Raw genomic sequence first — 13,153 nt, 5'->3', positions numbered from 1 at the left:
TTCATTTCGGTATTTCATCGAAGCTGTCTAAAAAACGTACATCTATATTGTAAGGATAGCACTCGTTCATTGTCAACGAACGGACGGGAAAGAATTCCACTGTTTTCCTCTTTTACACTAAAAAAGAGAGGATTCGCATGCGAATCCTCTCTGAAACGGTTTATTCAGCAAATAGATCTTCTGGTTGTTCTGCTTCGAAATCAACCGGCTCTTCGCGATCGACGAGACCGTGGTGTTCACGAATCAAACGTTCGACCTCTGCTGCGACTTCCGGATGCTCGACCATGTATTGCTTCGCGTTCTCACGTCCTTGACCGAGACGCTCTGAGTTGTACGAGTACCATGCACCACTCTTTTGAACGATATCGAGGTCTGTTCCGATGTCGATCAACTCACCGACCTTTGAAATCCCTTGACCGTACATGATATCAACTTCCGCTTGTTTGAACGGAGGTGCGATCTTGTTTTTGACGACCTTAATCTTCGTTTTGTTACCGACGACGTCCGTACCGTTTTTCAACGCTTCCGCACGACGCACTTCTAAACGTACAGACGAGTAGAATTTAAGTGCGCGACCACCTGGAGTTGTTTCCGGGTTACCGAACATGACACCGATTTTTTCACGGATTTGGTTGATGAAGATGACGATCGTCTTCGATTTATTCGTTGCACCGGACAACTTACGAAGCGCTTGGCTCATTAAACGTGCTTGAAGACCGACGTGTGAGTCACCCATTTCGCCTTCGATCTCTGCTTTTGGTACGAGTGCCGCAACAGAGTCGACGACAAGAATATCGACCGCACCAGAACGAACGAGTGCTTCCGCGATTTCAAGTGCCTGTTCCCCAGTGTCCGGTTGTGACAAGAGGAGCTCATCGATGTTGACACCAAGTTTGTTGGCATATGCTGGATCAAGCGCGTGCTCCGCATCGATGAATGCGGCTTGTCCACCTTGTTTTTGAACTTCTGCAATTGCATGAAGCGCTACCGTCGTTTTACCTGACGATTCAGGTCCGTATACTTCGATGACCCGTCCACGTGGGTATCCACCTGCACCTAGGGCAATATCTAATGTAATCGATCCAGAAGAGATCACTGAAACCTTCTGATCCGCATTTTCTCCGAGTTTCATGATGGAACCTTTACCGAACTGTTTCTCTATCTGGCGTAACGCCATCTCAAGTGCTGCTTTACGATCACTCACGTAGCAGGCCTCCTTTTAATTATCTTACTGAGATTATTGTACTTCTTTTGAGACCGAATGACAAGCATTTTACGAACATTTATTCGCATACTTGCACTTTGACCATTTTTCTCACTCGGGTGCTTTTTCGAGATGTTTCAGTAGAAGGAAATAGGTATCCTTGACGGCGCGCAGTCGAATCATGCCTCGGTCGAACGATGGATATTGCCATTCGACGATCCGTGTTCCACGTGCGTCCGCAACAGCACAATAGACGGTTCCGACCACTTTTCCGCTGTTGCTCGTCGGACCTGCTTCCCCTGTCAACGCGACAGCGATATCGGATTGATACAGTTCCCGTACCCCTTCAGCCATCGCGATCGCGACCTCTTTACTGACAGCAGTATGCTCTCGTAACAAAACTTCCGGTACCGATAACACGGCTTGCTTCGCTGCATCATCATAGACGACGGCGCTCCCGCGCAACACTTGACTCGCACCGCTGACATCAACGAGACCACTCGCGACAGCTCCTCCCGTCAGTGATTCGGCGAGTGACAGTGTCAATCCTGCTTCTTGATACCGTTTCAGTACGACTTCCGGCAGACTCGTCTCGCCATATCCATAAAAGTACATGCCCACTTCAGCCAGTACGTGTTGTTCCAGTTCATCGAGCATACGGTCGGCTTCCTGTTGATCGAGTGCTTTAGCCGTCAGGCGCAACCGGACTTCAGCGAGCTCCGCATACGGTGCGACCGACGGGTTGGTCGCTTCCTTGATCAACGTTTCCAGGCGGTCGTTTAAAGCCGACTCCCCGATCCCAAAGAAACGGAGTGTCCGGGAACGGATCGTTTCCTGACCGAAGAGATGACTGAAGTGATCTTTGAGGATTTGCTTCATCTCACGTGGCACACCGGGTAAAACGATATATTGATGGTGCTCCGTCTGCACCGACATACCGGGAGCAAGACCCGCATCATTGCGTAAAACCGTCGCGCCATCGATGACTAATGCTTGTTTCTGCTCGTTGTTCGTCATCTCCCGTTGACGTGTCTTCAAGAATCCTTCGATTCTTTCGTACGCTGCTTGATCGAGAATGAGATCACGTCCGAGAAGATCTGCGAGCACCTCTTTCGTTAAATCATCTTCCGTTGGTCCAAGACCCCCTGTGATGACGAGGAGATCTGCCCGTTGTTGCGCCTGACGGAACGTTTTCTGCATCCGCTCGCGGTTATCACCGACGACTGTATGATAATGAACGTCAATTCCGGCACTGGCTAGCCATTCGGAAAGGTACTGTGCATTCGTGTTCGCGATTTCTCCAAGGAGAAGCTCACTTCCGACTGCGATGATTTCTGCTTTCATGTTGATTCCTCACCTTCTTGAAGTATAAGAAAAGACTGTTCGGTATGACGAACAGTCTAAATTGATCCATCTTACATGGATTTCGTAATTAACTTAATGTTTTTCGAGAAATATTCGACGCCTGAGTAGATCGTCAAGATCAAAGCAAGCCACATCGTAATATCTGCGAACGGAATGTTCCACATCGCAAAGATGATATCGTGCAACAAATATGCCGTGATCGATGTCAGCTGGACCCAAGTCTTGGCTTTCCCAGAGTTTCCGGCAGCAAGAACGATGCCTTCGTCAGAAGCGACAAGACGCAGACCCGTGACTGCGAACTCACGGCAGAGAATGATGACGACGATCCAAGCCGCGACGAACTCAAGTTCCACGAGGTAGACGAGCGCAGCAGCGACTAACATCTTATCAGCAAGTGGATCCATGAATTTTCCAAAGTTCGTCACTAGTTTTTGTTTGCGGGCGATATACCCATCAAGCCAGTCCGTCAGTGAAGCAACAAGGAAGATGATGGCTGCAACGAAGTGTGAGACGGGAAGTTCAGCTCCTAGTACATCCCACTGTCCCCAGTTCGGATCAATCGCAAGTACGATGACGAACACGGGAATTAATAAAACGCGTAATACTGTCAATTGATTCGGTAAGTTCATGTAACGCCCTCCTCCTTCATTTCATATGTAGATGAATATGCCATCTAAAAGAAGGCACGCCGGTTTACGGCGTGGCTACTTTCTTCAGATAGATGTTTTGGACGAGAAGCGAACGGTTCAGTTTCAGTTCTTGGTCATTGACGACGATTTTATCAATCCCTTTAATCGAACCGATCCGGATCCGGATCAAGTCCGTCTTCGCGTCCTTCACGACGATCGGATTCGGATCCGACGCGTTGATGTGATCTGGCGCGAGTGCTTTTCCTTCAAGGGATGTATCACGCACACCAACGAATGGTGATGGAGAGGCATCTTTCTTGATTTGAATCGAGACACTCATCGTATCTTTCGTTGCGACTTCATAGGTGACATCTTGACCAGATGTCGACTTCGCAGCAAGCGCTTCTTTTTTAGGTTTTTCTTTTGTTTCTTCTTGTTTCGCCGGTTCTTCCTTCGGCTTTTCTTCCGTCTTCGCAGGCGCATCCGTTTCTTTACTCGGTGCGTCTCCTTGGTCGATCGTGACATCGTTTTGCTTCGGTGCAGACGTTTTTGCCTCTTCGTTACCGTCGAGGAACATCTGAAGTCCATAATACAAGGCAGCACCAATCGCAAAAATTAGCACGATGATGATGATGTTCGGAATCCAGCGCTTTGCAACGCTTTTCTTCGGTGCACTTGATTTCGAATACGTCGCGCGTCGTGATAATTCGACGACCGGTTGTGTCTCCGGTTCCGGAAGATCACGCTTATAGGTCGTGAAGACTTCGTCGACGTCAAGACCGAGTGCTTCCGCATATGTCTTGATGAAGGCCCGGGCGTAAAAAGCACCTGGTAATTGATCATAGTTGCCTTCTTCAATCGCGACGATGTAACGCTTTTGAATCTTCGTCGTCGTTTGAATTTGTTCGAGAGAGACGCCTAGCGCCTCTCGTTGTTCCTTTAAGTAGGTTCCGAGCTCGGTCATCGGTAACACACCTTCCATTTTTCATACTTATTCAAAGTTGAACCAATCATTTCCCCTATGGGAACGAGGCAGTTCAGTCACAATGATTTCTTCTGTCGTGTTGCGTAATTCAATGATGTAATCAAAATCATCCCACGTATATTCACTTGATTTGACGAAGGCATCCGGATGTTCGACGATTTTCGTCGCCGGTAGTCGCATGACTTCGCGTAAAATCTGCCAGTGCCGTTCATCGAAATTCCGTTGCGACACCAAGGCATCGATGATGTAGACATAATCCCCAGTCCGTTCGTCATCGAATAACGACGTTCGGACCGTCTGTTTGATCAGCGTCGAAGAAAGGAACAACCATTTCTTGTTCGCACTGACGCTTGCAGCGACGATCGATTCCGTCTTCCCGACTCGTGGCATACCGCGGACACCAATCAACAAGTGCCCATCCTGTTTGCATAGTTCTGCCATGAAATCGACGAGAATCCCTAAGTCTTCCCGAACGAAGCGGAACGTCTTTCGTTCATCACTGCTTTGATCGATATAACGACCGTGACGAATCGCGATCCGGTCGCGCAGTTTTGGTTTTCGTAGTTTGATGACCTCTATGGTTGACATCGTCTTGAGAATAGCAGCGAGTCGTGGAATTTGATCCGGTTGTTTCGTTTGGAGCAACATACCGCGTCGTTGATGATCGACACCATTGATCGTCACGATCGAAATATGTAACATTCCCATCAACGAAGCAATGTCCCCGAGTATACCGGGACGGTTGACCTTTAATTCATATTCGAGATACCATTGCTCGAACTCACTCACGCGCCCATCCTCCTCTATTGATACGATTATCCATTCCTCATGTTAAATGATTTTTTGAAAAATGAAAAGCATTCCTGAACTGAAATTCCAATGCTTACATCCACGCACCATCTATTTTAAGGATGGCTCCCGACACATAACTCGATTCTGGTTGCACCAAGTAACGGATGGCAGAAGCCACTTCCTCTACTTTTCCGAATCGTCCGGCAGGGATTTCAGCAATCGCTTCTGCCTTTTCATCCTCAGAAAAAATCGCGTTCATCGGCGTATCAATCCATCCTGGCGTAATCGCATTGATGCGTCCATGCATTGGTCCAAGTTCTTTACTGTATGCTTTGACGAAGCCCAGCTGTGCCGCCTTGCACGTCGAATAGACGACCTCACCCGCGACACCTTGTTCCCCTAATACACTACTGATGACGACGATCGCAAGCTTCGACGTAAACGGTTTCGTCCGTGTTACGGTTTGGCTGATGCGAATCAATGCCTCGACATGGATTTTCCAAAGTTCATGCATTGATGTTGCTGATTGATCGAGCAACAGACCGCTATAACTCGTTCCGGCACAATGGACGAAAGCATCGACAACAGGTAATGCCGCACAAAATGCCTGCAAGTCCTCCTCGTCTGCTAAGTTCGCAGTCAGGATGTGGTGCTCGCCTTGCCACTCCTCTATCATCCGTTCTAAAACCGCTTGCTGTCGATACGTCTGAAGCACCAATTCATGTCCGGCGGCAGCAAGTTGTTTTGCTGCCGCAAGACCAATGGCGCCACTCGCACCGGTGATGAGGATTCGCATCACGCGTACGGTTTGACGATTGAGATCGCCCGGTTTTCAATGGCGAACAACTCGTCGAAACGGGCTTCAATCTCTTCTTTCGTAATCGAAGCAATCAATGTCGGAAGCGTGAACAGGTTCGTACCGGCAAGTGCGTGACGCGAGAACTGATTCGCGATGAATTCCGGTGAATTCAAGGCACGGAGGAACTTCCCTTGCATCATGTTCCGCTTGCGTGTGACTTCGTCTTCCGTAAAGTCAGGACGTGTTTGCAGGAGCGTCTCATACGCTTGGATGAATTTGTCTGGATCTTCTGTCTCCATTCCAAACGTCGCAAAGGCGAACTCTTCCTCACTCGAGTAATCAAAGCTGAACGTATCGTCAATCAGACCGTCTTCATACAGTTCCAAATACGTCGATGATGTCTGGTCGAACAAGAGATGTAACAGCAGTTCACTCGTTAACTCACGGCGGACTTGTGCCTCACCGCGAAGCGATTCGTCCTTGTAACCGATCAATACCTTAGGTGTCTTAACGTCGAGCTCGAGTTCAAAACGTGGACGATGTACGCCATGCGGCTCTTGACCGTAATCCCGTTCGATTGCAGGACGATCCGTATAGTCTTTCTTCGCCTGATTCGCCTTGATCAATGCCAGTGTCTCTTCCGGGTCGATGTTTCCGACGACGAACAACACCATGTTCGATGGATGATAGAACGTACGGTAGCACGTGTACAAGTCATCGGCCGTGATTTGATTGATTGATTCCGGAGTTCCCGCGATATCGATTCGGACCGGATGCGATGCATACATCGATTCGATCAGACCGAAGAACAGGCGCCATCCCGGATTATCTTGATACATCTGGATTTCTTGCGTGATGATCCCTTTCTCTTTTTCAACGCTTTCCGGCGTGAAATAGGGATCTTGTACGAAATCGATCAACGTCTCGAGGTTTTGTTCGATCAGCGACGTCGCTGAAAACAAGTACGCTGTCCGCGAGAACGAGGTAAAGGCGTTCGCAGAGGCACCGAGACGACCGAACTCTTGGAAGACGTCCCCTTTTTCAGATTCGAACATCTTATGCTCGAGGAAATGGGCGATGCCGTCCGGTACCGTGATCCATTCCTCCCCTTTTTTGAATCGTTGATCAATCGACCCATACCGCGTCGTAAACGTCGCATACGTTTTTTCGTATCCTTTTTTTTGCAACAAATAGACGGATAAGCCGTTATCGAGCTGCTCGTGGTATACCGTTTCGTCTGTATCGTGATAGATCAGTTGTTCCATCATGCTTCACCTCGCAATAGATATACGGCATCAAGATCGATTGCCGCTGCTAATCGAACGACGTCTTCACGTGTCGCCGTTTCAATGATATGAATCTCATCCTCCAGTGTCAGTCCACGCATCTTCGAACCATTCAACCAACCAATCAGTTGACCCGGCTGATCAAGGATTTGACGGCGTGCATTGATCAACATCGCCTTCGTCTGTGTCAATTCTTCATCCGTGAACTGTCCTGCTTTCAAATCAACGAGTTGTTCCAAGATGATTTTCTCGGCACGTTCCGCTTCTTTCGTGTCGATTCCTGCATAAACATAGAGTGCACTGTTCAATGCCGCGTATCGTGAAGCCGCATAATAGGCGAGACTCTCTTTTTCACGGACATTCATGAACAGTTTTGAATGCGGGAAGCCACCGAACAGACCATTGACGATTTGCATCCGAATCGAGTCAGCAGACGTCGGATCGACCGCTACCCGGTAACCAAGGTGCAATTTACCTTGTTTGATCGGTTGTGTTTCACTCGACCGTTTCACGCCATTGACTGCTTTTTGGGCCGGAATGTAATGACTGATTTTTTCAGAATGCGATGGCAAGAATGATAGAGCGTCTTCCATCTCCTCCTTCGTTACATGTCCGACGACGAAGACATCAATCCGGTCGTCTTCAATCATCGAACGGTATGTATCACGCAAGGATGACGGGGTGATTTGTTCGAGTTCTTCGAGTGTTCCAAGGGATGGCAACGCGACGGCTTCACCTGGTGCCATCAATTCGAGAAGACGTTGCTGTGCGTAGCGCATTTTATCGTCATATAGTGAACTGATCCGTAAGGCATGCAATCGTTTTTCTTGTTTGACGAACTGTTCACGGAAGCCACCTTCCGTCAAATCTGGATACAGCACCATTTGCTCGAGCAATTCGAGTGCTTCTTTTAACAACGACGGATGATGGACGAGTTCTCCCCGGACGACATCGAGTTGGAACGAGATGACATGCTCTTCTCCGAACTTCGACGCGTCCGCATAAAGTCCCGCATCATATAGTGTTTCAAGCGGCTCACGTAACGCTTTCATCGACGGATAAGCGGCTGTAGATTTTTCCATGATATACGGTAGGATTGCACGGCTTGTCAGCGTCTTCGCTTCTAACGGTGCTGAAAATGTGACGAGAATCGTCGTCGTCTTGAATTTGTCGGTCGGAACGAGATGGTAGCTCGTTCCTTCCTTTTTCCATGTGCTAAATGACTGACTCATTGCTCTCCATCCTTTCGTTTGAATACATGCGCACTGCGGACATATTCAATATCTGCTTTTTGTTTGACGGCATTCTCATAACGGGCTGCTGTAAAGAAGAAGTCACTGAGTCGGTTGATGAACGGTAACAAATGAGCCGCTTGAGGGACATCGATCATCGAACGTTCAACGCGACGACAGACCGTCCGTGCCACGTGTAACGTTGCAGCTGCTTCCGTTCCGCCGGGCAAGATGAACTTATCGAGCGGCGGCGATAACTCCGTTAACGTGTCAATCCAACTTTCTAAATCAACCGTCGCTTCTTGACTCAAACGTGACGGGCGCGGCTCGACATACATCAAGTCACTGCCACAATCGAATAGCGCGTGCTGGATCACTGTCAGTTGCTCACGCACCTCGATTGATGATGCTTTCGTCCGGGCAAGTCCGACGAAACTGTTCAATTCGTCGAGTTCTCCCATCAAGCTGATCAACCGATCATTTTTTTTGACTCTCCCACCAACGAGAGATGTTTCTCCTTTGTCACCAGACTTCGTGTAAATTTTCATGTTTCATTCACTCCTATAGCGAAAGGAAGCGACTCATAATGTTCGCTTCCCTTGTTTTTTCGGTAATCGGATCCGGAAGGTCGCTCCCTCTCCCAAGCGGCTGTCGACTTCGACTTCACCACCATGAGCTCGGACGACATTCGCCACGATCGCAAGACCGATTCCTGTACCCGTCTTGCCACGTGTCCGCGCTTTATCCGCTTTATAAAAACGGTCAAAGACGAACGGTAGATCTTCTTCTGGAATTCCGTCACCCGAATCAATGACGGATAATGTAATGTTTTCCCTATCTTCGTCAATCTTAATCTTGATTTCACCGTTCTCCGTATAACGCAGGGCGTTCCCAAGCAGGTTCGTCAAGACTTGCTCCATTTGATCAGGGTCTGCTTCAAACGCGATGTTCGGACCAGAAACCGAGAAGGTAACTTGTTTATCGCGTCCCATCTGTTTGAACTTCTTGATCACTCGATTCGCAAAAGGTATTGCTTCGACGGATTCAATCCGTAACTCCTGATATCCCGCTTCCATGCGCGCAAGATCAAGAAGATCGTTAACGAGTCTTGACAGTCGCTGGGACTCGTCGTAAATGATCGAAGCGAATTCCTTTGTTGCTTCATCACTTTCGGTCATGCCATCGACAATCGCTTCTGAGTACCCTTGCAGCATGACGAGTGGAGTCCGCAGTTCATGACTGACGTTCGCAACGAAATCAGCGCGCATCTTCTCGAGTTGCTGTGCTTCCGTCATATCACGCAGGACGGCGACCGCTCCGATCTGTTCTTCTTGTTCGAGTAACGGACTGACGATGATGATGTAGAAGCGTCCTTCTCGTTCGAAGGAAACCGTCATCTCCGTCTCTTCCTGCATGACCGTCTGGAACAGTTCAATCAGTTCATCCGGTACAGGAGAACCTGCTAAAAATGCTTCAGCTGGTGGATTCGTCGCGAGGAGCTTACCTGATTTTGAGAACGTCAACACGCCGTCTGCCATACAGCGCAGAATCGAGGAGAGTAAATGTCGCTCCTTGTCGAGATCCGTGACGTATTGATTGAGTTGACTACTCATTTCATTGAACGCAAGCGCTAAGTCACCGATCTCATCCCGTGAACGTTGCGTCAGGCTCTGATCGAACTTTCCTTCACCGGCCTCAACGACAGCTTGACGAATCGTCCGCAGTGGTGCCGTGATCCGTGTCGAGAGGAAGAAGGCAAAGACGGTCGTTCCGATAATCGCTAACAGGACACAGAGCTGAATGATTTGACGTGCACCCTCATTCGCCTGTTCGATGTTCGTCAATTGCTCGATCAAGTAGATCGTTCCGTTGCCACTGTCCGTAATGAGCGGTGCCCGATACGCGAGTGCCGCCTTTCCATCGAACGTCTCATAGTTGCCGATCGCCGTCTCGCCTTCTTCACCGTCAATCGCTTTCCAGTTCTGACGTTCGAGTTCTTTGATGATCCGGTTCGCCTTCGCTTGTGAGATGTTCGCTTCAACAGAATCGTCCTGCGTCTTCGCGATCAGTGTCGCCCCGTAGATATCCGTGATTTCAACCGCAGTACTCGACCCTTCCTCGATGCCGGAGTGCGCCTGAAAGACGGTCTCGACTTGTTGACCGAGCTTTGCCAAGTGCCCCCGTTCCTGTTCGATATGGAACGAGTTGAAAAATTCAAGTAACAAGATCGTCAAGGCGATCAAGACGACCGAAACGAGTAACAGAATCGTTCCCCATAGTTTGATGACAACGCTTTGCAACCATTTCATCGTCAGGTCGGACTATTCTCGAACTTGTATCCGACACCCCAGACCGTCGTGATCATTTGAGCGGCGTTCGGGGACAAACGATTCAGCTTTTCACGCAGACGTTTGACGTGTGTATCGACCGTCCGCAGATCTCCGAAAAATTCATAGTTCCAGACTTCCTTGAGTAATTGTTCCCGCGAGAATACCTTATCCGTTTGTTTTGCTAAGAAATACAGGAGTTCGTATTCTTTTGGTGTTAAATTGACTTCTTGCGACTCGACCGTCACGCGGTGCGCATCATTGTCGATCGTCAAGTGTGGGAAGACGATGACATCTTTTGTTTTCGCATCCGTGTGGAGGAATTTCGTCGCACTTGCCCGGCGAAGGATCGCTTTGACACGCAAGACGACTTCGCGTGGACTGAATGGTTTGACGATATAATCATCTGCCCCCATCTCAAACCCATGCACGCGGTTCGTCTCTTCGCCTTTTGCCGTCAACATGACGATTGGCGTCGCTTTCGTTTTCCGCAATTCTTCACAAACTTGCATCCCGTCCATCTTCGGCATCATCAAGTCGAGGAGAATGACATCGTATTCTGTCTCAAGCGCCATTTCAAGCGCCGTCTCTCCATTGTCTGCTTCCTCGATCGTGAAATTTTCCCGCTCCAGATACATCTTCAACAGGCGACGAATCCGTTCTTCATCGTCGACGACTAAAATACGTGCTTCTTCTGACATGCTGTCTCCTCCTATAAACTAAACTCTACTCCTCTATCCTACTACTCTTTTAGTATACTATGAAACGAAAAGAATGGCTTGCTCTGGCTGATTTCTCCGAAAAGGCACACTTCGGTCAGACGCACATGAAAAAGGAGGCTGGGACATAACTAGCTGAATTTAACGAAAAGAAGGAATTGCCATCACTGAGGATGTGCAATTCCTTCTTTTTTCATTGTCTCTCGTCAAGCTGCCCTTCGGGCAACGCTTTGGATGAGCCATTTCCTCAAATTTACGGCCATGAGGATGAAGCCGAGCTCACGCTTCACCTTCGCTTTTCCTCGCACAGAAAAGCGAGTGAAACTCAAATTAGCCTTCAGATATCCAAAAACTGGTTCCACGTCTATCTTCCGTTTCGCATAGAGGGATCCTGTTTTTTGATCTGAAAGCCATTTTTTCATCTGTTCTTTTTGTTCTTCCCATGAAGTGTTTATGTGTACCTGTCGGTGACGCCCTTCTTCGGCCTTTGTACAACGGGAGCGGAACGGGCAGCCATCACACCCTTCACTTTCATACACCTTGAAATCACGCGTGAATCCGTAACGATCTGTTCTCTTGGACATGTAACGGAACGTTACGTCCTGTCCATTCGGGCACACAAACCGATCCGCCGTTTCATCGTAAGACCAGTTCGCTGTGTTAAAGGGATCGTTGCGCCATTTTCGCGACTTTTCTTTTTCGAACATCGTGTAAGGGATGAGTGGAATGCGCCCACGGCGCATCAGAATATCCTGATAATTCTCCTGACTCCCATAGCCGGCATCCGCAACGATATGCGGTGGTAGTGGTAAATATGAGCTGACCTCATCTAAAAAGGGGAGTAACGTCCGGGCATCCGTCGGATTCGGATAAATATCATAAGCGAGTGTGTATTGTCCTTCGGTCGCGATTTGAACGTTATAGCCTGGTTTGAGTTGTCCATTTTGCATATGATCTTCTTTCATTCGCATGAACGTCGCGTCCGTGTCCGTTTTCGAATAGCTGTTCCGTCCAGCGAGCGTCCTCTTTTGAAGGGCGTATCTCTGTTTCCGCTCGATGAAATCTGTAATTTCCTTTCGAAGGAGACGTGGTTCCTTCCGTTCAGAACGCAGACGTTTTCTTTCTTGGGTGTCCGTACTCGCCTCGATTTTTTGGTTGATGGAAGCGATATGTGCGTCTACAGCTTCACCCATGTGTTCGAGTTCTGAGAGAGTAAGCTCGTCCGGGTTTTCTCGTTCAATTTCCGGTAGGATGTCTTGTTCGACGAGGTTGTCATAGATACGATTCGATTTGTCCACGAGAGACGCACTATGACGTTCAATCGATTTCCGCCAAACAAAGGTATATCGGTTCGCATTCGCCTCTAACTTTGTACCATCGATAAAGATGGCTTCTTCATTGATTTCTCCCATCTCGACGAGATGGCAACGGAAGGTAACGAAGGCTTGCTTCAATATCGGAGTGACTGCGGGATGCACTCGAAAACGGTTGATGGTACGATAGCTCGGCGCATTCCCTTGTGCTAGCCACATCATCCGCAGACTATCGGATAGTAATCCTTCAATCTTCCGACCGGAGAAGACCGATTGTGTGTAGGCACATAAGATAATTTTCATCATCATGCGTGGATGGTAAGCCGGGCATCCTGTCGTGCGCATGAAAGGCTCGAACACATCGTCTGGAATGGATTCGACGAGATGGTGGACAGCGAACGCAATATCATTTTCTTGAAGACGAACTTCTAAATCTAAGGGCAGAACCAGCTGGTTCATGTTATAATCTTTAAACATAAGGGCACCTCCGATGGTTATGGTT

At 48.6% G+C, this 13,153-nt stretch carries 12 protein-coding genes; all 12 read right to left on the bottom strand.

Features of this window, described 5'->3' with window-relative positions:
* Positions 1–160: 160 nt before the first annotated feature.
* A complete protein-coding gene (recA, locus tag MKY22_RS05610) occupies positions 161–1,204 on the bottom strand; it encodes a recombinase RecA (protein ID WP_195865458.1) in 1,044 nt (347 codons plus the stop codon).
* Positions 1,205–1,315: 111 nt separating this feature from the next.
* Positions 1,316–2,548 (bottom strand): competence/damage-inducible protein A, encoded by a 1,233-nt coding sequence (locus tag MKY22_RS05605; protein ID WP_214855269.1) that lies wholly within the window; start codon positions 2,546–2,548, stop codon positions 1,316–1,318.
* A 71-nt stretch (positions 2,549–2,619) separates the two neighbouring features.
* Positions 2,620–3,198, bottom strand: a complete 579-nt coding sequence (pgsA, locus tag MKY22_RS05600; RefSeq protein ID WP_341087271.1) for a CDP-diacylglycerol--glycerol-3-phosphate 3-phosphatidyltransferase — start codon at positions 3,196–3,198, stop codon at positions 2,620–2,622.
* A 64-nt stretch (positions 3,199–3,262) separates the two neighbouring features.
* Positions 3,263–4,162, bottom strand: coding sequence for a helix-turn-helix domain-containing protein (locus MKY22_RS05595; RefSeq protein ID WP_214855264.1), 900 nt, complete (start codon positions 4,160–4,162; stop codon positions 3,263–3,265).
* Positions 4,163–4,189: 27 nt separating this feature from the next.
* The gene (locus MKY22_RS05590) at positions 4,190–4,972 is read right to left on the bottom strand and encodes a DUF3388 domain-containing protein (protein WP_290776299.1); all 783 of its coding nucleotides are present in this window, start codon (positions 4,970–4,972) and stop codon (positions 4,190–4,192) included.
* Positions 4,973–5,066: 94 nt separating this feature from the next.
* On the bottom strand, positions 5,067–5,771 hold the full coding sequence (gene ymfI, locus MKY22_RS05585; RefSeq protein ID WP_290776297.1) for an elongation factor P 5-aminopentanone reductase: 705 nt from the start codon (positions 5,769–5,771) through the stop codon (positions 5,067–5,069).
* Entirely contained in the window at positions 5,771–7,042 is a 1,272-nt protein-coding gene (yfmH, locus tag MKY22_RS05580; protein WP_290776295.1) for an EF-P 5-aminopentanol modification-associated protein YfmH, read from the bottom strand. The genes ymfI and yfmH overlap by 1 nt, the downstream gene beginning before the upstream one ends.
* Positions 7,039–8,292 (bottom strand): EF-P 5-aminopentanol modification-associated protein YfmF, encoded by a 1,254-nt coding sequence (yfmF, locus tag MKY22_RS05575; RefSeq protein WP_290776294.1) that lies wholly within the window; start codon positions 8,290–8,292, stop codon positions 7,039–7,041. Before yfmF ends, yfmH begins: the two co-directional genes overlap by 4 nt.
* A complete protein-coding gene (locus MKY22_RS05570) occupies positions 8,289–8,840 on the bottom strand; it encodes a cob(I)yrinic acid a,c-diamide adenosyltransferase (RefSeq protein WP_290776292.1) in 552 nt (183 codons plus the stop codon). Before MKY22_RS05570 ends, yfmF begins: the two co-directional genes overlap by 4 nt.
* 33 nt (positions 8,841–8,873) lie before the next feature.
* Positions 8,874–10,601 (bottom strand): ATP-binding protein, encoded by a 1,728-nt coding sequence (locus MKY22_RS05565; protein WP_341087266.1) that lies wholly within the window; start codon positions 10,599–10,601, stop codon positions 8,874–8,876.
* A gap of 2 nt (positions 10,602–10,603) precedes the next feature.
* Positions 10,604–11,320: a response regulator transcription factor gene (locus tag MKY22_RS05560; protein WP_023467692.1), complete on the bottom strand. Its 717-nt coding sequence runs from the start codon at positions 11,318–11,320 to the stop codon at positions 10,604–10,606.
* A gap of 224 nt (positions 11,321–11,544) precedes the next feature.
* Positions 11,545–13,128, bottom strand: a complete 1,584-nt coding sequence (locus MKY22_RS05555) for an IS1182 family transposase (RefSeq protein ID WP_341085783.1) — start codon at positions 13,126–13,128, stop codon at positions 11,545–11,547.
* Positions 13,129–13,153: the final 25 nt, after the last annotated feature.

Origin of the sequence: Exiguobacterium sp. FSL W8-0210 (assembly GCF_038006045.1) — a bacterium.
Classification (GTDB): domain Bacteria; phylum Bacillota; class Bacilli; order Exiguobacteriales; family Exiguobacteriaceae; genus Exiguobacterium_A.
This window is presented reverse-complemented; position numbering and strand designations above follow the sequence as displayed.